This is a genomic window from uncultured Solobacterium sp. (assembly GCF_963550625.1).
GTDB lineage: Bacteria > Bacillota_I > Bacilli_A > Erysipelotrichales > Erysipelotrichaceae > Bulleidia.
On the sequence record NZ_CAUVCV010000001.1, the window covers coordinates 87,026 to 108,969 of the forward strand.

Here is a 21,944-nt window from a genome sequence, read left to right on the forward strand (position 1 = left end):
AGGAGGAAAGACATGAAGAAAAAATTATTAAGTGCAGTATTTGCGGCCACGTTAGCTGTAAGTAGTTTAGTAGGCTGTGGCAAGAAAGCATCAGAGGCAAGTACAGACAAGACAACGATCGAATTCTGGACAATCGATTTAAAGGCAAATTTCCAAGATTATTTTGACACAATGATTGCAAACTATGAAAAGGAAAACCCAGATGTTAAGGTTAACTGGACAGATATTCCTTACGCAGACATGCAGTCTAAATTAGTAGCAGCAGTAGCTGGTGGAACAGCACCGGATGTAGTAAATCTCAATACACAATTCGCATTAACACTAGCTGGTAAGGGTGCGCTTGTTGATTTAAACAAGGAAGCTACAGCAGAACAAAAAGCAATTTATAATGAAGGCTTATGGAATTCAGCTAAGATTGGTGATTCAGTATATGCATTCCCATGGTATGCTTCACCAGATATCATGTTTAGCAATAAAGCACTAATGGAGAAGGGTGGCATCACAGAACCACACACATACGCAGAAGCATTGAAAGAAGCAGAAGACTTCTACAATAAGACAGGCGCATACCTATTCTTACCTGAAGGATTCTTTAACATGTTAGTATCCGAAAATATCGATATCTTATCTAAGGATGGTAAGAAAGCAGCTTTCAACACAGAACAGACAATTGCATTACTTGAACAGTATAAGGCATTAACAGACAAGGGTGTTCTTCCAAAGACAAACTGGGGTTCATGGGATGAAGCATTGAAGTTATTCGAATCCAGTAAATTAGCCATCGTAAGTTCATCAGGTTCTTCTTTAGGCAGAATCAAGGACGAAGCACCAGATGTATACAAACTTATCAATGTATCTACACCATTAACAGGTTCTAATGGTTTAAGCAGAAACCCATTAATGAACTTGGTTGTTCCAACAGCAAGTAAGAATCATGAAGCAGCTATCAAGTTCGCTAACTACGTAACAAATGATGAAAATCAACTTGCTTTCTGCAAACTTGTATCTATTTTCCCATCTACAACAAAGGCATCTGAAGATCCATTCTTCACATCTAATACAACTACTTTAGAAGGAGAAGCAAGTGCTATGTCTGCAAAGGCAAGCTTAACTTCACAGGACTTCTCACTAGGTATCGCTAGCCAAGATGCTATCGCTACAGCCATCAACAAGGCATATGAAGCAAGCATTATCAACGGTGAAGATATCCGTGCCTCACTCAAGCAAGCAGAAGAAGATGTAAACAAGATTATCAGCGAAGCGAAGTAACGATTGATGTTTCCCCGAGCACAATCTAGCTCGGGGAAACATATTTATACAATAGGAGGATATGCATGAGTCTCGCAAATAAAATGGTATCTCGAAGAAAAAGAAGAGAAACAAGAACGGCGTATGCCTTCATGACACCAGCTTTGATTATTATTACAGTCTTTACAATTATACCTATCATTGGAAGTTTGATTTTGATGTTTTATAACTATTCTGTTTTAGGAGAAACAAAGTTTGTGGGTTTTCAAAACTTTATCAGTGCCTTTCAAGATAGAGAGTTTTTGATAGCAGTAAAGAATTCAATTGTGTTTGTAGTCATTGTACCAATCATCCAGATTCTATCGATTCTAATCGCATTATTTGTAAATCGAAAAATACCAGGAATTAGTTTATTCCGTACACTCTTCTATATTCCAGTTGTTACTTCCATGGTAGCTGTATCTATCATTTGGGGATTCATCTTTGACCCACATGGTATTATCAATACCTTACTGATGGACCTAGGCTGGATTACACAACCATTTGGCTTTTTAAGTGATAAGTATGCGGCAATGCCATGCTTAATGTTTATAACATTATGGCAAGGATTAGGATACTACATGATGATGTATCTGGCAGGTCTTCAAGGTATTCCTCAGGAACTCATTGAAGCAGCGAAAATCGATGGCGCAACAAACTTTGAAACAATTGTAAAAGTCAAAATTCCATTATTGAAACCATATATTTGGTTATGTACTTTAAATTCAGTTATTTCCGCAATTGGTGTATTCGATGTCGTATTCGTATTAACCAAAGGTGGACCAAATAACGCAACAATGGTTATCAACTACTATTCCTACGTAAAGGCCTTCGGTGACTTCCAATTTGGATATGCAGCCGCAATCGGTGCTTTACAGGCAATTATCACAAGTACGTTAAGTATTGCAGTATTTGTGTATGGCAAGAAAGGAGGCATGTCAAATAATGAATAAAAAGAAATTACGGCAGAAAGATATTGTCAATTTGATATTTACTTATATCTGTTTAATTGCAATTGCGATATTATGTGCTGGCCCATTTATTTGGCTATTGCTATCTTCCCTACGCACAGGCGCAAATATTTATGATTTACATTTCAAGTTAGAAGATTTTACTTTCTCAAACTATATTGGTGTAATTCAATATATGAATCTTGGAAAGTATGTACATAACACCTTGATTATCACATTGGGTGGTATTTTCTTGGATGTTTTACTTTCATCCATGTGCGCATATCCACTCGCAACGATGAATTTCAAGGGAAAGAAGATTATCTTTGGAATCTTAGTTTCAACAATGATTATTCCAGCTGCAGCTGGTATGATTATTAACTATTTAACAATTACCAAACTAAAACTATTGAATACACTACTAGGTGTTATCTTACCAAGTTCAGTGAAAACATTCAGTATCATCTTGATGCGTCAAGCATATCTTGGTGTCCCAAGAGAACTTATCGAAGCAGCCAGAATTGATGGCGCAAGTGAATTTAGAATTTGGTGGAAGATTATGTTACCAGGTATTATGCCAAGTATCTCCACAATTGTAATCTTTGATTTTATTGGTTACTGGAATGCATTCTTATGGCCAATCATCGTCTTACAAGATCCAGATAAATATCCACTCGCAACTGAATTACAATATCTAAATGGTTCGTTCAGTTATAAGTTTGGATATGTTGCAGCGGGTACAATCATCTCTATTATCCCAGTACTTGTTGTATTTATCTTATGTCAGAAGAACTATATTGAAGCAGTGAGTGGTGCTGTAAAGGGATGATGTTATGAAGAAGATTGTTTTATTACCCATGGATGAAAGACCATGTAACTATAAGTTCCCAAAGCGCTTATTTGAAAATAAAGAAATAAAGATTATTGAGCCTCAAATATTAGGTTATAAAAAAGATGGGGCAGACTATAACATCATCAAAGACTTCTTATGTAAAGAATGCAAGGATGCCTATGGTTTGATCATCTCCATGGATATGCTGTTGTATGGAGGACTAATTCCATCACGTATTCATCACCAAGATGAAGAAAGCCTAATAAAAAAGTTGGAAACAATCAAAGAACTAAAGAAGGAAAATCCCAACTTAAAAATCTTTGCATTCCAATGTATTATGCGCTGTCCAAGTTATTCTAGTTCGGATGAAGAGCCTGATTATTACGAATACTATGGAAAGCAAATTCATGATTTAGGTGAAGCAGTGAACATGCATCAGGTTGGAATATCACAAGGCCAACGAATCAGTGAACTAACAAAAGAAATTCCAGGAGAATATATCGAAGACTTTATTTCACGTAGAGAAATCAATCGTCAGATGAACATGAATGTCATTGATTTATTACAGGAAGGTTATTTAGATAGTTTAGTCATTCCGCAGGATGATTCCACAACATATGGGTATCCAGCAATGGATCAAAAAGTAATACGTGAGAAAATTCAAGAACTAGGATTAATTGATAGAGTACTAATCTATCCAGGTGCTGATGAAGTTGAATTAACTCTATTTGCACGCATGTTAAATACAATCAAAGGCGAATGCCCAAAAGTATATGTGAAATATGCATGCGAAAAGTCTAAGCAGATTGTTCCACTATATGAAGGGTTCCCGTTAGATTCTACAGTCTCTTATCATATTCTATCTGCAGGTTGTCAACAGACATTCAGTTTTGAACAAGCCGATATTATTCTAGCTCTCAGTGCTCCATCTGAAAATATGGAAGAGGCCGAATATCAACCTTCCATTCATACAAGTTATTCAATTGATCGTAACTTAGCTGAATTCTTACGTTTTATTAAGATGAGATTAGCGGAAGGTAAGGTTGTAACAATCGCAGATAATGCATACGCCAATGGTGCAGATCTTTCCCTTATACAACTACTAAATAGCAATGGATTGCTTCTAAAAGTCAGTGGTTATGCAGGTTGGAATACTTCTGCAAATACAATTGGAACAGCAATTGCAGAAGCAGTAAACTACCTATACTATGGACAATCACAAAATCAAATGGATTTTATCATACAAAGATATCTTGAAGATGCAGGATATTGTGCAAAAGTTAGAACACAGGTCAAGAATAACTTACCTGCAGGCATGAACTACTTCAATGTGAAAGAAAAAGATGGTGTTGTGAGTCAAATGGTAAGTGAACAACTACAAGAATTTGCTGGACAATATTTATCTTCAATTAAATCAGAAATAAGAATCAAGGATGTAAAGATGCCATGGAAACGTATGTTTGAAGTGGATTTAGATGCAAGTTGGCAAGAAAGTGAGAAATAAGAATGGCAAGTCTATCATTGAAAAATATTAATAAGGTATATGACAATGGAGTCCATGCGGTCAAAGATTTTGATCTCGAAATTCAGGACAAAGAGTTTGTTATCTTTGTGGGACCATCTGGCTGTGGTAAGTCTACAACATTACGTATGGTCGCAGGCCTTGAAGAAATTACATCTGGAACCCTTGAAATCGATGGAAAAGTTGTTAATGATGTTGAACCTAAGGATAGAGATATTGCGATGGTCTTTCAAAGCTACGCATTATATCCACACATGACGGTTTATGAAAATATGGCATTTGGTCTTAAATTGCATAAGGTCCCAAAAGATGAAATTAAGCGTCTTGTTATGGAGGCTGCAAAGATTCTTGACTTGGAGAAGCTATTAGATCGTAAGCCAAAGGCATTGTCTGGTGGACAAAGACAACGTGTAGCGATGGGTAGAGCAATCGTTAGAAATCCAAAAGTATTCTTGATGGATGAACCTCTTTCTAACTTGGATGCGAAGTTACGCGTACAGATGCGTATTGAAATCGCAAAGCTACACGAAAGATTAGGTGCTACAATTATCTATGTTACACACGACCAGACAGAAGCGATGACATTAGGAACACGTATTGTTGTTATGAAGGATGGCCTTGTACAACAAGTGGATTCACCAAAGAATCTATATGAAAAACCAAATAATCTATTCGTCGCAAGCTTTATTGGTTCTCCACAGATGAACTTCTTGGATGCAGTTGTAGTTGAAGAAGGAGATACGATTCAATTACGGGTTGGAAAGAAGAATCTTCGCTTACCTGCACAAAGAGGAGAACTATTGCGTCAAAAGGGTTATGTTGGTAAGACAATCGTATTAGGTATTCGTCCAGAGAATGTTTATGATTCAAAGTTATATCAATTAGACGATTACGATAATACAATTGAAGCAGAAATTAAAGTATATGAATTACTCGGTGCAGAAATCTTCTTGTATTTCGATGTGGAAGGAAAACAGATGATTGCAAGAGTAAATCCAAATACAGCATTAACAAAAGGTGATGTTGCAAAGTTTGCATTAGATATGAATAAGGCGCATCTCTTTGATAAAGAAACAGAACAGGTAATTAGGTAATATAGCGTATGAATGATGCATACTATGAATTAGCGGTAAAAAGAAATAGACCAGAACTAAAATATGTTTTATATGTAGTGATTGACTTGCTTGCATGTTTAGTATTTTTGATTGCTGGATTTACAAAACCACTCTATTGGATTGGCTCAGCTATTACGCTGCTATTCTTCTATGTATATTTACGATTACGTCTATATGAAGAATACGAATATATCCTAGTTAATGATGAATTGACCATCGATGCAATTTTTCACAAAGAAGCACGTAAAGCACTTGCTAGATGCAATGTAAAAGATGTTCAATCTATCAAGTTGAATGCGGATAATGAAAAGGGTAAAGATTACTCTGATGGAAGTCATAAAGTCGCGTTATATCTAAACAAAGGGGAAGTATTCCTACTTTCACTTGATGAAAAGATGTTAACGATGTTAAAGAGATATATTAGAAACATTGAATAAAATGAAAACCTTCTTCCTAAGTATTGAAAGAAGGTTTTTAATATTCATTTAACGATACTCTGGATACCACTTTAAATTGCGAACAGCCTTTACCATATCAGTTTCTTTTGTGCGTGCAAGCCCCTGCTGCTGTGCGGTTTTAGCAACCGCCTCCGCAACCTTGATAGAAACATCTGCGACATACTTGAATGGTGGTAATACAGGTGCACCTGGTTGAGTTTGATCAATGATACCACTTAAAGAGTGTGCGGCGGCACCAATCATTTCATCTGTTAAAAGACTAGCTTCAGATGCAAGCATGCCAAGCCCAAGACCAGGATAAATTAAAGCATTATTTGCTTGACCAATGACGTAGTCAACTCCCTTATAAGAAACCGTATCTGCAGGAATACCAGTTGCGACAAATGCTTTTCCATCTGACCAAGTAATAAGGTCTTTTGCGCTAGCTTCAGCTAATACCGTTGGATTTGATAATGGGAAAATCATCGGGCGTTCTGTAATCTTGCACATCTCTTCCACAATTTCCTTTGTGAATGTATTTGGTTGTGTTGAAGTACCAACTAAAATTGTTGGTTTAACGGTCTTAACAACTTCTAATAAGTCAGTTAACTTATCTGCGTTAGGATAGTCTGAGCGCTTCTTAGCAAATGGTCTTTGTTGAGGGGTTAAATCATCCATGTCATCAAAGAGAAGACCTTGCTTATCAACCATAAAGAAATGCTTATACACTTCTTCTTCAGAAATACCTTCGGATACCATCTCGCGTAGCACACGAGAAGCGATACCTGCACCAGCAGTACCACCACCAAAACAAAGATATGTCTGATCAGATAGCTTTTCACCAGTGATTGCAAGAGAACCAAAGATACCACCAAGTGTTACAATGCCTGTTCCTTGAATATCATCGTTGAATGTTGGGATTTGTTTACGATACTTTTCAAGTATATTTGCGGCGTTAGAACGTCCAAAGTCTTCCCAGTGTAGATATAGTTTAGGGAACAAACGTTCAGCAGTTTGTACAAACTGATCTACAAAGTAGTAATAACGATCACCCCGAACACGTTCATGACGGTTACCTAGATAATTAGGATTTTCAAGAAGTTCTTTACGATTAGTACCCGCATCGATAACAAGTGGTAATACCATAGATGGGTCGATACCAGCCGCAGCTGTATATACCATTAGCTTACCAACGGAGATATCCACGCCATTTGTACCCCAGTCACCAATACCTAAGATTCCTTCCGCATCTGTAACAACAATCAAACGAATCTCGTGGTCACCAGCCGCATTCTTTAATGCGGCTTCAATATTTTCTGGATGGTTAATATCCAAATACGCAGCGTATTGTGGGTCTATAAATAGATTACTGTAGTTTTCAATTGTATCCGCAATCGTTGGGTCGTAAACAATAGGATTAAATTCAGCTAGATGTTGAGAGAACATATAGTAGAAAAGCGTACGATTTGTATTAAAAATCTGCATCAAAAACAAACGTTTTTCTAGATTGGTTGTTTTTGACTGCATTTGTGCATAAGTCTGTTGTGCCTGTTCTTCAATTGTTTGAACATATGGTGGTAAAAGACCAATCAGACCAAGCTTACTACGTTCTTCCATCGTAAAGGCTGTACCTTTATTTAAGAAAGGGTTATTTAAAATATCATGTGCATTCATAAAGTCATCTCCTATGTGGTATTAGTATATACCTGTTGTGATGATGAAGGTAAGCAAAAGATAGTATTACAAGAAAATAAGAAAAGTCATATCCCTACATACTGGATATGACCTAAAGAAGCTAATCAATCTGGTCGTAAATCTTACGAGCATACTCACTAGGAGTAATACCATAACTCTGTGTGAACTTACGAGAGAAGTAGTGAATAGAATTAAAACTTAACATAGACGCAATCTCCGTAATTGTGAAATCACCTTTACGAATGAGTAATCGACTCTGATTTAACTTTGCAGTATTGATATATTGTTTTGGTGGTACTTGGAGATTGTTTTTAAATAAGTTTTGTAATGTACTTCGTGAAATAGCAAAGCGATCACAAATTTGTTCGATTGGTAGTGGTTCTAAAATATGTTTGTGAATGTACTCGAGAATTTCTTCTACAAGACGATCTTCGAAGTGTTGGTTAACCGGTGTGATAGGTTTAGGCATCTTTTTTGCATTTGCATACATGTGGAAAGAGATGAGAATCTGCTCTAAACAGGAAATCATTCCATCATACTTAAATGGATTTCCTTGATCGGAAGTAGAAACAAAGCGATTGATATCATCCTGCATTTCACGTGTACAACTAATCACACGATTTGAAACTATATCTGCATGAACACCATCTGCCGCAAAGATAACTGTTAAGTAGGAACATGGATTATCAGAAGATACTTTTTGGTCATGGAATTGTCCAGGCACATATAACATGCATTCATTCATACCAATTGTATAGGACTTACCATCAACTGTTGTATCTAAGGACCCTTGATCAACGAAAGTTAATTCATAGTAATTATGTGTCTCTCCTAAAAAGGAGTATGCTGGACGTTTTACAACATAATAATAAGCAATGATTTCAGAGATACGAATCTTTGGGGAAATACTCTCATATACAAATGGTTTTGGTAATGTGTAGGTTGTTTTTGTCGCATGTTTAGGGATGTACAAGCGATAAACAATGTGTTCACTCATTGAAGTGAGATTGAAATAAACATCAGGTTCAATACGCACACGACGATGTAAAGCGAAGCTCTCGATGGAATCTACCTCAGGAACACGAACAACACCAAGCATGGCCATTCCTTCAAAAGATTCTAAGTAAATAGCTTGATTATAAGAATAAATATCGTGGATTTCTTTTGTCGAGATTGTAAACTCTTCAACTATAAAATCCTCATCTGGAATATTTTGGACAATTGTGCCAAATTTAACGAAATTAGAACTAGTGGTTTTACTAATCATATTTCACCATCTCCTTACCTGTAAAATAGCATATTTTAAGGTTGAAAGAAATGAAAAATCAACAAAAGAAAATTTTTCGTTACCGAAAAGTACACTAGTTTTGAACAAAAATGTAAATATTATGTGACACTTAATGTTAAGATATACACATGAGAGCGCTTTCCATTTTTGGCAATAGCGCATATACTCAAAGAGAAAGGAGTAAGGAAATGCCAGATATTGTACTAACTAGAATTGACAATCGTCTAATTCATGGACAGGTGGCAACACAATGGTCCGGTTCAATTGGTGCTAACTTAATCTTGGTAGCAAATGATGATGTAGCTGCAAACACATTCCGTCAAGGGTTGATGGATATGGCTGCACCTTCATATGCACAGACACGTTACTGGACAATTGAAAAAACAATTACAACTATCCACAAGGCTTCTCCATCACAGCACATCTTTATCGTCTGTGAGACACCTACTGACGTATTACGTTTAGTTGAAGGCGGTGTTCCAATTAAGAAGGTAAACATTGGTAACATGCACATGGCTGAAGGAAAACGTCAGGTCGCTACTAGCGTTGCTGTTGATGATGTAGATGTAGCAGCATTCAAGAAGTTACAGGAACTCGGTGTTGAGTTAGAAATCCGCAGAGTGCCGCAGGAACACGCTGAAGACATCAGCAAGCTCTTTGGGTAAAAATCATTACAGCCGTTTCACTACAGAAATTCTATTTTAAGGAGGATTGAATCAAATGGTATTACAAGCATTATTACTTGCTGTAGCAACATTCATCTTTGCAATTGACCAATTCTCACTGACTGAGCTTTTATATCGTCCTATTATCGCTTGCCCAATTATCGGCGTGATCTTAGGTGATGTAAAAACTGGCCTTGTCATCGGTGGTACATATGAACTGATGATGGTTGGTAATATGCCAGTCGGTGGAGCACAGCCACCAAACGCTGTATTAGGTTCTATTGTAGCAATGATCTTCGCTGTTAAGTCAGGATTACCTGTTGACCAGGCTTTAGGTCTAGCAGTTGTATTCTCTGTATTTGGACAGTACGTAGTTACATTCACATTCACATTTATGTCATACATCATGGCTAAGGCTGATCAGGCTGCTGAAAATGCAGATCCAGCTGGAATCACTGGTGTAAACATTCTATCAATGTGCATCTTAGGTGGTCTCTTCGCAGTTCTAGCACTTGTTGCGTTCTTCGGTGGAGATGCTGCTAGTGCAACATTAAAGAGTTTCTCTGAAAATGCTTCATGGTTAATGGGTGGCTTAGGTGCTGCTGGTAAGATGATGCGTTACGTAGGTTTCGCAGTATTACTAAAGATCATGCTTGCAAACGATATGTGGGGTATCTACTTCGCAGGTTTCACAGCTGCTGCTGTTCTTGGAAACATCAAGGCAACATCTGGTGCGACATTAATTCTTGTAGCATTTATCGGCTTTGCAATTGCAATGTACGACTACAATACAAATGTTAAGATCAAACAATTAACATCTAATAACGGAGGTGCTGGAGATGGAATCTAATTTCAATTTAGCATATAAGGACACTGCTCCTGCTAAACCACTTACAAAAGCAGTTTTAAATAAGATGGTTTGGCGTTCTCTAAACTTACAGGCTTCCTTTAACTTCGAAAGAATGCAGGCTGCTGGTTGGTTATGGGGAATCTTACCTGGTTTGGAAGCTATCCACACAAATAAGGATGACTTATCCACATCCATGACTCACAATCTTGAGTTCTTCAATACTCACCCATTCTTAGTAACATTCGTTATGGGTATTGTATTATCCATGGAACAACAGAAGGCTGATATCAACTCAATCCGTGCTGTTCGTGTAGCAGCTATGGGTCCTTTAGGTGGTATTGGTGACGCATTGTTCTGGTTTACATTGGTTCCTATCACAGCTGGTATTACAGCTAACTTAGCAATTGGTGGAAACTTAGTAGGACCAATCTTGTACTTCATCATTACATTCGGTGTACAGATGGCTCTTCGTTACTGGTTAATGTACTGGTCATATGACATGGGTACAAAAGCTATCGAAGTATTGACTGCTAACGCTCGTGAATTCACACACGCTGCTTCTATGCTTGGTGTATTCGTAGTTGGTGCATTGACATGTAACTATGGTGCAACATCTCTTGGCATCATGATTCCTAACGGGCAAACAGCTGAAAAAGTTAAGCAGCTTGTTATCGAGAATGGCAATATAGTCGAAAAAGAAGTTGAACAGTTAAAAGATGTTTTCATCAATATTCAAGAATTATTAGATGGTATCTTACCTGCTCTTATCCCATTAGGATTAACATTAATGTGCTACACATTAATTAAGAAGAAGAACTGGTCACCAACTAAGTGCATTATGCTCTTACTCGTTATCGGTATCGTTGGATGTGTATTCGGAATTTGGGCTGGAGACTACAAGGTTCCACAAATTCTAAGTTCATTCATTATTTGGCATAAGTAATCATGCATAACGAAAGGGACACCTTATCGGTTGTCCCTTTTGTTCTAAATGAAGATTATTGATTGTCTTGATTCTTTAATTCTTGTTCATATTTATCGTAATACATTCTTTGTACGTCATCACTAAGAGGGAGTTTCTCCTCAGGGTTGCGTTTCTTGTTATGTATTACATAACTGATGATGACTGCGATAAATATGAATAAGGCAATGAGTGTTGCGGATATAGACATAAGTATGCATTAACTCCTTATGGTTCTATTATAACAGTGTTTTTCATGATATTCTTGAAATACGGAGGTTGTTTATGGGAAATCGTTTATTGGTATTTGGTGTTCTATTGATCATTGGGCTTGTCCTATATGTTGCATGGATGTTCTTTGCGCAAAGACAAGTTATGTATATGTCTTTATTACTATATCGCCAAGGTGATGCGGATCGTTATCTAGAAGAGTTAGATTCATTATCCAGTCGTTTATTCTTTAATAAGAAGTTACGTACTTTAATGGCAATTGATGCAAATCTCATCAAGGGTGATAAAGAACAACTTAATAAACTCTTTGAAAGAGCAGCAGCCTATAAGCTCAGATCTTCTGACCGTGTACTAGTATTACAGAAAGAATTATTATTCCGTATTGCACAGGAAGAAAATGAAAAGGCAGTAGAATCCTATGACGCAATTCACAAAGCTTATGATAAGTTAACAGATAAGCAGAAAGAGAAATATACTAAGATATTAAGAGAAGTTGAATATCCATATACAATTCATGTTCTGCGTGATGGTAAGTATGCTTCAGAATTAATGGACCGTGGAGATACAATTACAGATCCAGTACCTGCTGGTGTATGTTATCTTAGAGCTGCACAATCCTATTGCTTAAAGGATGATAAAGACCGTACAGAGCGCGCACTCAATCATGCGGCTAAGAAGTTGAAGGATACAACATATTTCCAGGAAATACAAAAGTTGATTCAAACAAAGAAATATAATGATGTATTAAAATATAAAATTTAATATGTGATATGATAATGAGCATGACAAAATTAGGGTCATGCTCATTATTTATAAGAAAGTAGGTGGAATTTTGAAAAAGGTTATATCAATAGTGCTAGCACTATGTCTTTCTGGATGTACTATATTAGATGTCTTTACAGGCAATAAAAATAACCACTCAATGAATTCTACGCAAGATAATACTGAAATAACTGCTGATTCAAAAAAAGAAATTGGAACAGTATATCCAGATAATATCGACCAGAAATTCTATTTATATTATTACGAGCAACTGACACAAACACAGAAAGAGGCATATCTAGACTTATATCAAGCACTGCAAAATCAGAATGCAATATACGAACTGAAAACACCAACAAGTATAAAAGATTTTAATATCGCTTTTTATGCATTTGAATATGATTTTCCAGAAGCATTCTGGATGTGGAATTATCATTATCTATCGAATGGTGAAGATAAAATTACGAGATTACAGTTTAATGTGCCAGCTGACTTATCCACTACAATGGCGCAGGTTAATCAAGTCGTAGATAAAGTTGTAAATGATGTAAAGGGTGCCAGTGATTACGAAAAGATTAAGTACTTTTATGAATGGATTATTAACTGGACCGTATATCAAAGAAATCAATGCGAACAAGATATAACTGGTGTATTCCTTTTAAGACAAAGTGTATGTGGAGGGTATTCAAAAGCCTTTCAATATCTTTGTAAAAAAGCGGGAATTAAATGTACATATGTACTTGGTATGACAGATCAATTGCATGCATGGAACTTAGTTGAACTCGACGATAAATATTACTGGATAGACGCTACTTGGGGTGATTCATTTGATAGTGAAGGAAATACAGTTTTAAACTACCATTATTTTATGGTGCCAGACAAAATTCTATTTCGCACACATCTTTCTTTAAATGGGAAAGTGCCGGTAGGTACATTGAATGAAGTTGATGTGTTTAAGTTCCCAAAATGCACGGATAACTCTTTATCCTACTATGTTCAAAATGGAGCATATTTTGAGACATATGACTACGATGCTATCAAAAAATATATTTTAAAGAAAATAAAAGAAGATCCATATCAATATATTGAATTTCAGATTGGTGATATAAAATCTTATAAACAGGCTTTACAGCTATTAGTTACGCAAGAATCTAATCAAATTTATAGTATTTTAAAGGACTACTTTGGGTCTGACTATAAGCTTGATTACTACCAGATAGATACAGTAGGTGTGATTGGTATACAGGTTTATCAATAAAAATTAAACATATCTTAAAAAATAAATTTTAAGATATGGTATTATATAAATGTAACTGAACGTTGGTCAGTTTTTGGTTATGAAGGTGGGTTAAATTATGAAAAAAATCATATCTATACTATTGGTATTATGTTTATCTGGTTGTACGGCTTTAGATTTAATCGATGCAAATAATGAATACCAAACAAATGATACATATAAAAATGAATACAACTACAAGGAAACAACTACTACTGAAGAGAATCAAAATCAAGCAAAAAATGGTTTCACTGTAAAAAATTCAAATGAATCAAAGAATAAGAATGAAACAGATAATAACCAAACAAAAAATGGATTTCAACTTGCTGAAAAGGAAAATAAGCAATTAAAATCCTTATACTTATTCTATTATGATCAATTATCATCTACTCAGAAGGCGGTTTACGAAGACTTGTATGCTTTTCTACAGAAGCCTAGTTCAATGTACTATTTAAAAAAACCTGCAAAAACTGAAGATTTCTTTACGGCAATGACAGCATTTAGGTATGATTTTCCAGAATCATACTGGCTGGAAGGTTATCAATATTACTCGGATAATCAAAAAAGAGTCACAAGTATAACTGTTTCTATACCAGAAGATCTGGAAACAAAAATGGCACAAGTAGATGCTATTGCAAATAATGTTGTAGCAGCAGTCGCAAATGAAAGTACTTATAACAAATTAAAGTATTTCTATGAGTGGATCATTAACTGGACGATATATCAAAGCAATGAGTGTGACCAAGACTTTACAAGTGTATTCCTCTTAAAGCAGAGTGTATGTGCTGGATATTCAAGAACATTCCAGTATTTATGTAAGAAAGCAGGAATCAAATGTACATACGTTCCTGGAGACACTGATGAGCCACATGCATGGAATTTAGTAGAGTTAAATGGTAAATATTATTGGGTAGATGTAACTTGGGGAGATCCAGTATATGATGATGGAACACAAACATTAAACTACCATTACTTTATGACTACTGATGAAGTATTATTCCGTACACATTATACTTTAGATGGTAAAGTGTTATTAAATAGTTATGATTCAATTGATGTATTTAAATTTCCACAATGTACAGATAACTCACTATCTTACTATGTACAGACGGGATCATATTTCCCAACATACGATTATTACGGAATCAGAAGTTATGTCTTACAGAAGTTAAATGAGAATCCATACCAATATTTTGAGTTCCAAATTGGTGATATAGCATCATACCAACAAGCGTTAGATTATTTGTTCTCAGATAACTATCTATATATGACAGGCATTCTACAAGAATATTTTGGATATGGATTTAGATACTATTATTACTATTGGAATGATACGGGAATTATAGGTATCCAAGTATATTAATCACAATTAGCGAGAAACATATTACGCTAAAGCAAGGAGAATTATGAAAAAGTTTATTTCTATACTATTGGTGTTTTGTTTATCTGGCTGTACGGTACTAGATTTCGTAGCAGAGGATACGCAAAACCAAACACTTAATACATATAATTATGATTACAAAGAAACAAATACAAATACAGAAAACCAAACACAAACAAAAGAAGGATTCACAGTAAAAAATTCAGACAATAAGAACAATAAAAATCAGACAAAGAATGGTTTTGAATTAGTTGATAACAGCAAGAAAAAAGAATTACAATCACTCTATTTATTTTATTACGAACAGTTAACATCTGTTCAGAAGGTGATTTACGAAGAACTATATGATTTCATGAAGAAGCCTACTTCACTTTATGAGTTGAAGAAGCCAGTGAAATTGGAAGATCTTTCACCAGCGATATATGCATTTATGTATGACTTTCCAGAATCCTATTGGATGTGGAATTATCGTTATCGCATAGATGCTAATAAAAAGGTAGTTGAGCTTGAATTTCCTGTTCCAGAAGATTTAGAAACAAAGTGGGCACAGGTTGATGCAATTGCAGATAATGTTGTGGCAGCTGTCGCAAATGAAAGTGACTACAATAAACTGAAATATTTCTATGAGTGGATTATCAACTGGACGGAATACCAAGAAAATGAATGTGATCAAGACTACACAGGTGTATTCCTCTTAAAGAAGAGTATCTGTGCAGGATATGCAAGAGCCTTCCAGTATTTATGTAAGAAGGCTGGGCTAAAGTGTACAACAGTTCGTGGACAAACAAATGAATCACATGCATGGAATCTAGTTGAATTGAATGGCCAGTATTATTGGGTTGATGTTACTTGGGGAGACCCTACCACTGATGATGGAAGTCAAAAACTAGTTTACTACTACTTTATGGTGACAGATGAACTGTTATTCCGTACTCATATTTCTCTAAATGGTCAAGTTCCAGTAGGGCCATATGACAAGATTGACGCATTTACATTCCCTCAATGTACAGATAATTCATTATCTTACTATGTTCAAAATGGAGCTTATTTTGAAACATATGACTACTATGCAATTAGAAACTACGTACTACAGAAGTTATATGAAAATCCATACCAAGAGATTTCATTCCAGATTGGTGATCAAGCTTCTTTCCAATATGCTGTTGAGGAGTTATTGAAGAACAATCGTTATATTACAAATATCTTTAGTGAATATTTCCCTGGAAGATATTACTATAATGCAATCTCTAAAGATGATGCAGGTGTAATTACTGTTAAAATTGTTTCATAAAAAATAAACTGTGTAATCTCTTGATAAATGAGTTCAAGAGATGCACAGTTTTATTATTATAAAAAGCTTAGGGTATACCTAAGCTTCATTAAAATGTAATTTCCTCTTGATGAGAACCGTACATATACTCATCCACAGTATAAATAACACGGTCTTTAACTAGAGATACTGGATCATTATGTAATTTGCCTTCACGAACCTTTGTATATGCGATAGGCATAAACTGGCTTAATAAACCAAGAGGTACACCATCCTTAAAGTTTTCAAACAACACTTTCTGTGCTGCAACAACTTCTGCAACAGGCATATAGTAACGAGAACGATCACTGAAGGAGAACTTACGCTTATATGCAATCTCTTCAGGAGTACCGTGATAATGCTTGATGAAATATTTTGGATTCTTGAGCATCGCTTCATCAAGTACTTCAATAAAGTGGCTCTGTTTTTCTGGGTGATCTTTTAATAGTTCCTTTTCAGCATATGCTAATGCAAATAAGGCTTCACGCATCATAAATGTAAGGCCAGGACCAACCTTTAAGATACCAACGCCATCTTCTACAAGCTCACGAAGACTGATTTTTGTTTGGTAGTCAGTAGAATGACCTTCAAAGACAAGATTATTATATTCTTTGATTGATGCCATTAAATCAACTGCTTTAGAGCGATCGTATGGTGTGCAACCGGCATCCTTCTCCTCGACACCTGGCTGTACGACAACACCGATAACATGTTTCCAAGCTTCATCTAATTGATGATCATGGAATGCTTTATCAAATGCTGCAACAGTCTGCTTAAAGTCGGAAACTTTCGTCACTTGTAGACCGGTTTCTACTGCATCTTGTGAACCGCCTGGAATAGGCACTTCGGAACCTACGATGTAAACAGGGTGTAATGCATCTGGGTTTTCTTTAAGAAGTTGTTGGTATGCTTCTTCCGCAACAACAGCAAGTTCAGCACCACGTCTAGCAATAATTTCATCGCTTAAGCGAATGTTTGGATCGTCACTTGCAACTTTCATTGATGTATCGATATGAATTTTTGTAAAGCCAGCAAGCACAAACTGACGAATTAGTTCAGAAGCTTCTTGCATAGCCTTTTCTTCTTCGTATTGTACAAATGTTAGTGGACCTAAGTGGTCACCACCTAAAATGATACGGTCCATAGATAAGCCTTCGATTTCAGCAAGTTCCTCAACAAACTTCATGAAATCTTTTGGCTTCATACCTGTATAGCCACCATACTGATCAACCTGGTTTGCTGTAGCTTCGATTAAGAGTACAGAGTTTGTTTCTTTAGCACGTTGCATACATGCACGTAATACCAATTCATTTGCAGTGCAAGCAGAATAGATGCCGACAGCTTTGCCTTGTTTTTGCAAACGAACAATATGTTTTAATGGATGTTCTCTCATGATAAAATCCTCCTAATAAAATTATACAGCAGGGTATATGAATTAATTGTTAATGAATTTGCATTTTTAGAGGATATAATAGATATATCAGTACAAAAATACAAATGAGCTAGTTCTGATATTGGAGAAACTATGATAAAAGTATTTACACAGGAAGGCACAAAACATGTAAACCAAGATATCTATGGTTGGCAAGATAATATGATGTGGGTTATCGATGGTGCAACACCTCTTTTTGGAGATGATTTACTCGGTGGTAACGATGTACAAAAAACAATGCAGAAGATATCAGAAGCACTAAAAAGACATGTTGATGATAAGCAACCATTGGCAGATATGTTATATCATGCATGCAAAGATGTTGAATCAGAATATCTTCATACAATTTCCGGTTATAATTTGATCGAGAAATACAAACTACCTACTTTTGCAATTACAATTGCTAGAGTGAATAATACGAATATTGAATGGTATGCATTGGGTGATTGTGAGATATACATGCATGGCAAAATATATCGTGATGAATCTTTTGATAGAATCAACAAGAGAAATCAGAAAGAAGTGTCAGATAAAACTGCGTTGCATCGTGAGACGAGAATGTTATTGAATGATAAAAACCATCCAGAAGGATATTGGATTGGATCTCTAGATGGTGTTGGGTGTATGCATGGAAAGCAAGGAAGTGTTAAAAGAGGTGAAATAGAAAATATCTATCTTTATAGTGATGGAATGTCCGCTGTATTACAGGATAAATCTATTTTAATGAGTGGTATTGATATAAATGATATTGTATTTGAAAAATATATTCAGAAATATCGTTATTTAACAACAGATGATATTACAATTCTTCAAATGCAACCGGAGGGGAGAAAAGGATGATCAAAGGGATATTATTTGATTTTGACGGTACTCTTAGTAACCGAGTTGAGTCGGCATACTTTATGTATCGTTGGATGGTACATGAGATGTTACCGGAAATGGATGTTCATGATATAGAGTTTGAAAGGATTGTACAACGTTGTATGTTATGGGACGAATATGGGACAATCAACAAGACTCATGTCCTAGAAATGTTGAAAAAACATTATGTACCTGATTTAGATGTGGAGGCATGGAAGGACAAGTGGTATGCAACATTCCATGAATTCCAGGTTGAGATGCCACACTCTTATGAAGTGCTTGGAGAGTTAAAAGAGAAATACAAAATTGGTATTATTACAAATGGCAACGAGAATTCACAGGCTGTAAAGATTGATTATCTAGATATGCGAAAGTATTTTGATACCGTAGTTATTAGTGGAGCATTTGGTGTCCATAAACCAGATGTGTCAATTTATCAGAAAGCTGCCGATGATCTAGGACTAAAATGTGATGAGATTGCCTTTATAGGAGATACATTTGCGACAGATATCGTAGGTGCTGTAAGAGCCGGAATGTTACCGATTTGGTATTGCTATGAGCATCGTGGCGTCTCTCTATATGACGTGAAACAAGTAAGCAACTATGATGAAATTCGTGATATGTTTCTTATAAATACAGATTGGAACCAGTAAATAATACGAAAATATATAGTGAATAGACCCTAAATATAGGGTCTTTTTCTAACAATATAATATATATAAATAAAAATTAGTTTGAATAACATACTGAAATAAAAATGAAATGAGAAGGCTTTCACATGAATTGTAGTATGTTTTAGTTGAAAAACGGTCAAAAAATACATGGAAATAAAAAGAGTAAAAATATCAAAAAAAGTGATTGCAAAAGGGTTTTAGTAGTGTTACTATATTGAAGCACTCGTGTAGATGTGGAAGATTGCTGGCACGCCGATGTGCGTTGTCACAGTATGGTGTGATAACCAGGGAACTTCCACGGAGCGATCCGCTACAAGATAGCGGAGTGAATATAAGGAGGAAAAATTCATGGCAAAGAACTCAGTAAGAATTCGTCTGAAGGCTTACGAGAACAGAAGCTTAGATGCTGCTAGCGAAAAGATCGTTAAGACAGCTACAAGCCACGGCGCAAAGAAGATCGTCGGACCTGTTCCGCTGCCTACTGAGCGTGAAGTTATTACAGTACTTCGCGCTGTCCACAAGTACAAGGATGCTCGTGAGCAATTCGAAATCCGTACACACAAGAGATTGATCGAAATTATCGGCCCATCCGCAGAAACAATCGATGCATTAAGCAGATTGGATTTGCCTTCTGGAGTTGATATCGAAATCAAGTTGTAGAAAGGAACAGAGGTAAATACAAATGAAGGGTATTTTAGGACGTAAGCTTGGTATGACCCAGGTATTCACGATCGAAGGAACTCTGATTCCTGTAACAGTGATCGATGTAAAACCGAACGTTGTACTACAAAAGAAAACAAAGGAAGTTGATGGCTACGAAGCTGTTCAGTTAGGTTATGAGGATGTTAAAGAACACCGTTCCAACAAGCCTGCTATCGGACATGCTAAGAAAGCTAATACAGCTCCTAAGCATTACATCAAGGAACTCAGAGCTGATGAAATGATGAACCTTGAAGTAGGTGCTGAAGTTAAGGCTGACTTGTTCAAGGCTGGTGACGTTGTAGACGTACAGGGAACAAGCAAGGGTAAGGGTTACAGCGGAACTATCGTTCGTAACAATGCTTCCCGTGGACCAATGTCACATGGTTCAGGCCACCACAGACATATCGGTTCTCTTGCAACTAACGGTCGTAACAACGGCGTGGTTAACAAGGGCACAGTAATGCCTGGTCAAGAAGGTGTTTACACAACAACTAATCAGAACTTAACAATCGTTAAGGTTGACGCTGAAGAAGGATATATCCTTGTTAAGGGTAATGTTCCAGGACCACGTAAGGGATTGGTTGTTATCAAGACAACAGTTAAGCCAGTTAAGGAAGTTTCAGTTCCTGAATTAATTTCTTATGAAGGCGTTTCTGTTGCAGAGGAACTAGAAAAGGTTTCTGAAACAATCGAAGCTGAATTAGCTGCTACAGCAGTTACTGAAGCTGAAGGAAAGTAGAGGATTTGATCAATGGCTAAAATTGATGTATTCAATCAGGAAGCTAAGGCTGTTAAGTCCATCGAGCTATCTGATGCTGTATTTGGCATCGAACCAAATCAGCAAGCAATGTATGATGCGATCCTCGTCTACCAAGCTGGTTTAAGACAGGGAACACATGCAACATTAACTAGAGCTGAAGTATCTGGAACAGGTAAGAAGCCATTCCGTCAAAAGGGTACTGGTCGTGCTCGTCAGGGTTCTACACGCGCTACACAGTGGAGACACGGTGGTATCGCATTCGGACCACAACCACGTAAGTATGATTTCAAGCTAAACCGTAAGGTTCGTCAGTTAGCTTTACGTTCTGCATTGAGTGAAAAGCTTCAAGAAAGTTCATTAACTGTTCTTGAGAACTTATCATTTGATGAGATCAAGACAAAGAAGGCTGTAGCTTTAATGAATGCTTTCGGTTTCGACCGTAAGACATTATTCGTGGCTGAGGCTGATGAAGACTTCGATAATGCATATGTTTCAATGAGAAATATTCCAAATGCATTAGTTGTAACAGTGTCAAGCTTAAACGTATATGACATTGTAAATGCTGATAAGGTAGTCTTCACAGAAAAGGCTGCTGAAAAGGCTGGGGAGGTATTTGCATAATGAGCGCACGTGACATTATTGTTAGACCACTCGTAACAGAAAAGACAATGAAGCTTCAAGATAGCTTCAATAAGGTAACATTTGAAGTTGCTAAGAACGCAAACAAAGTTTCTGTTGCTCAGGCAATCAAGGAAATCTACAACATTAAAGTAGAACGCGTTAACATCGTTAACGTTCATCCTAAGAAGAAGAGAATGGGCCGCTACGAAGGTACAACATCTGCTTATAAGAAGGCAATTGTTACATTACCTGAGGGTGCTTCAATCGATATCTTCAATAGCGAGAAATAAGAGAATTAACTATCGGAGGAATTCGCTATCTCCGGAAAATTGC

At 36.3% G+C, this 21,944-nt stretch carries 23 protein-coding genes; 19 read left to right on the plus strand and 4 right to left on the minus strand.

Going from position 1 to position 21,944, the window contains the following annotated elements; genetic code table 11:
• The first annotated feature begins 12 nt into the window (after nt 1-12).
• The 6 genes from RYK16_RS00420 (at nt 13) to RYK16_RS00445 (ending at nt 6,143) form a co-directional block, all read left to right on the plus strand.
• Complete coding sequence (locus RYK16_RS00420) at nt 13-1,269, plus strand: sugar ABC transporter substrate-binding protein (protein ID WP_314850120.1); 1,257 nt, start codon at nt 13-15, stop codon at nt 1,267-1,269.
• Between the two features lie 65 nt (nt 1,270-1,334).
• The gene (locus RYK16_RS00425; protein WP_314850121.1) at nt 1,335-2,240 is read left to right on the plus strand and encodes a sugar ABC transporter permease; all 906 of its coding nucleotides are present in this window, start codon (nt 1,335-1,337) and stop codon (nt 2,238-2,240) included.
• The gene (locus tag RYK16_RS00430; RefSeq protein WP_314850122.1) at nt 2,233-3,066 is read left to right on the plus strand and encodes a carbohydrate ABC transporter permease; all 834 of its coding nucleotides are present in this window, start codon (nt 2,233-2,235) and stop codon (nt 3,064-3,066) included. The genes RYK16_RS00425 and RYK16_RS00430 overlap by 8 nt, the downstream gene beginning before the upstream one ends.
• Nucleotides 3,067-3,070: 4 nt before the next feature.
• Nucleotides 3,071-4,573, plus strand: a complete 1,503-nt coding sequence (locus RYK16_RS00435; protein WP_314850123.1) for a DUF4127 family protein — start codon at nt 3,071-3,073, stop codon at nt 4,571-4,573.
• A 2-nt stretch (nt 4,574-4,575) separates the two neighbouring features.
• Nucleotides 4,576-5,685, plus strand: a complete 1,110-nt coding sequence (locus tag RYK16_RS00440) for a sn-glycerol-3-phosphate ABC transporter ATP-binding protein UgpC (RefSeq protein ID WP_314850124.1) — start codon at nt 4,576-4,578, stop codon at nt 5,683-5,685.
• Nucleotides 5,686-5,693: 8 nt separating this feature from the next.
• Nucleotides 5,694-6,143 carry a hypothetical protein gene (locus tag RYK16_RS00445; RefSeq protein WP_314850125.1) on the plus strand — a complete coding sequence of 150 codons (450 nt, stop codon included), beginning with the start codon at nt 5,694-5,696 and terminating at the stop codon, nt 6,141-6,143.
• Nucleotides 6,144-6,191: 48 nt separating this feature from the next.
• On the opposite strand, the gene RYK16_RS00450 is transcribed toward RYK16_RS00445, so the two are convergent.
• Nucleotides 6,192-7,817, minus strand: coding sequence for a malolactic enzyme (locus tag RYK16_RS00450; RefSeq protein ID WP_314850126.1), 1,626 nt, complete (start codon nt 7,815-7,817; stop codon nt 6,192-6,194).
• A gap of 121 nt (nt 7,818-7,938) precedes the next feature.
• The gene (locus RYK16_RS00455; RefSeq protein ID WP_314850127.1) at nt 7,939-9,105 is read right to left on the minus strand and encodes an AraC family transcriptional regulator; all 1,167 of its coding nucleotides are present in this window, start codon (nt 9,103-9,105) and stop codon (nt 7,939-7,941) included.
• A gap of 209 nt (nt 9,106-9,314) precedes the next feature.
• Here RYK16_RS00455 and agaV point away from each other — a divergent pair, with 209 nt between their 5' ends.
• The 3 genes from agaV to RYK16_RS00470 are packed head-to-tail and all read left to right on the plus strand — an operon-like array spanning nt 9,315 to nt 11,584.
• Nucleotides 9,315-9,791 carry a PTS N-acetylgalactosamine transporter subunit IIB gene (gene agaV, locus RYK16_RS00460; RefSeq protein ID WP_040627132.1) on the plus strand — a complete coding sequence of 159 codons (477 nt, stop codon included), beginning with the start codon at nt 9,315-9,317 and terminating at the stop codon, nt 9,789-9,791.
• 55 nt (nt 9,792-9,846) lie between these two features.
• Nucleotides 9,847-10,641 carry a PTS sugar transporter subunit IIC gene (locus RYK16_RS00465; protein WP_314850128.1) on the plus strand — a complete coding sequence of 265 codons (795 nt, stop codon included), beginning with the start codon at nt 9,847-9,849 and terminating at the stop codon, nt 10,639-10,641.
• Nucleotides 10,631-11,584: a PTS system mannose/fructose/sorbose family transporter subunit IID gene (locus RYK16_RS00470; protein ID WP_314850129.1), complete on the plus strand. Its 954-nt coding sequence runs from the start codon at nt 10,631-10,633 to the stop codon at nt 11,582-11,584. The genes RYK16_RS00465 and RYK16_RS00470 overlap by 11 nt, the downstream gene beginning before the upstream one ends.
• A gap of 55 nt (nt 11,585-11,639) precedes the next feature.
• Here RYK16_RS00470 and RYK16_RS00475 read toward each other — a convergent pair whose 3' ends face one another.
• Nucleotides 11,640-11,813: a hypothetical protein gene (locus RYK16_RS00475; RefSeq protein ID WP_314850130.1), complete on the minus strand. Its 174-nt coding sequence runs from the start codon at nt 11,811-11,813 to the stop codon at nt 11,640-11,642.
• A gap of 74 nt (nt 11,814-11,887) precedes the next feature.
• Here RYK16_RS00475 and RYK16_RS00480 point away from each other — a divergent pair, with 74 nt between their 5' ends.
• The 4 genes from RYK16_RS00480 (at nt 11,888) to RYK16_RS00495 (ending at nt 16,543) form a co-directional block, all read left to right on the plus strand.
• Nucleotides 11,888-12,595, plus strand: a complete 708-nt coding sequence (locus tag RYK16_RS00480) for a hypothetical protein (RefSeq protein WP_314850131.1) — start codon at nt 11,888-11,890, stop codon at nt 12,593-12,595.
• A gap of 70 nt (nt 12,596-12,665) precedes the next feature.
• Entirely contained in the window at nt 12,666-13,853 is a 1,188-nt protein-coding gene (locus RYK16_RS00485) for a transglutaminase domain-containing protein (protein ID WP_314850132.1), read from the plus strand.
• Nucleotides 13,854-13,950: 97 nt separating this feature from the next.
• Entirely contained in the window at nt 13,951-15,234 is a 1,284-nt protein-coding gene (locus RYK16_RS00490; protein ID WP_314850133.1) for a transglutaminase domain-containing protein, read from the plus strand.
• 43 nt (nt 15,235-15,277) lie between these two features.
• Entirely contained in the window at nt 15,278-16,543 is a 1,266-nt protein-coding gene (locus RYK16_RS00495) for a transglutaminase domain-containing protein (protein ID WP_314850134.1), read from the plus strand.
• An 88-nt stretch (nt 16,544-16,631) separates the two neighbouring features.
• On the opposite strand, the gene RYK16_RS00500 is transcribed toward RYK16_RS00495, so the two are convergent.
• Nucleotides 16,632-17,954, minus strand: coding sequence for a class II D-tagatose-bisphosphate aldolase, non-catalytic subunit (locus tag RYK16_RS00500; protein ID WP_314850135.1), 1,323 nt, complete (start codon nt 17,952-17,954; stop codon nt 16,632-16,634).
• A 132-nt stretch (nt 17,955-18,086) separates the two neighbouring features.
• Between RYK16_RS00500 and RYK16_RS00505 the strand changes: the two genes are divergently transcribed.
• The 6 genes from RYK16_RS00505 (at nt 18,087) to rplW (ending at nt 21,901) form a co-directional block, all read left to right on the plus strand.
• Nucleotides 18,087-18,833, plus strand: a complete 747-nt coding sequence (locus RYK16_RS00505; RefSeq protein WP_314850136.1) for a hypothetical protein — start codon at nt 18,087-18,089, stop codon at nt 18,831-18,833.
• The gene (locus tag RYK16_RS00510; protein WP_314850137.1) at nt 18,830-19,507 is read left to right on the plus strand and encodes an HAD family hydrolase; all 678 of its coding nucleotides are present in this window, start codon (nt 18,830-18,832) and stop codon (nt 19,505-19,507) included. Before RYK16_RS00505 ends, RYK16_RS00510 begins: the two co-directional genes overlap by 4 nt.
• A gap of 369 nt (nt 19,508-19,876) precedes the next feature.
• A complete protein-coding gene (rpsJ, locus tag RYK16_RS00515) occupies nt 19,877-20,188 on the plus strand; it encodes a 30S ribosomal protein S10 (protein ID WP_028077828.1) in 312 nt (103 codons plus the stop codon).
• 22 nt (nt 20,189-20,210) lie between these two features.
• Nucleotides 20,211-20,969 carry a 50S ribosomal protein L3 gene (rplC, locus tag RYK16_RS00520; protein ID WP_314850138.1) on the plus strand — a complete coding sequence of 253 codons (759 nt, stop codon included), beginning with the start codon at nt 20,211-20,213 and terminating at the stop codon, nt 20,967-20,969.
• A gap of 12 nt (nt 20,970-20,981) precedes the next feature.
• Nucleotides 20,982-21,611, plus strand: coding sequence for a 50S ribosomal protein L4 (gene rplD, locus RYK16_RS00525; RefSeq protein ID WP_006525005.1), 630 nt, complete (start codon nt 20,982-20,984; stop codon nt 21,609-21,611).
• Nucleotides 21,611-21,901 carry a 50S ribosomal protein L23 gene (rplW, locus tag RYK16_RS00530; RefSeq protein ID WP_314850139.1) on the plus strand — a complete coding sequence of 97 codons (291 nt, stop codon included), beginning with the start codon at nt 21,611-21,613 and terminating at the stop codon, nt 21,899-21,901. The genes rplD and rplW overlap by 1 nt, the downstream gene beginning before the upstream one ends.
• The last annotated feature ends 43 nt before the right edge of the window (nt 21,902-21,944 follow it).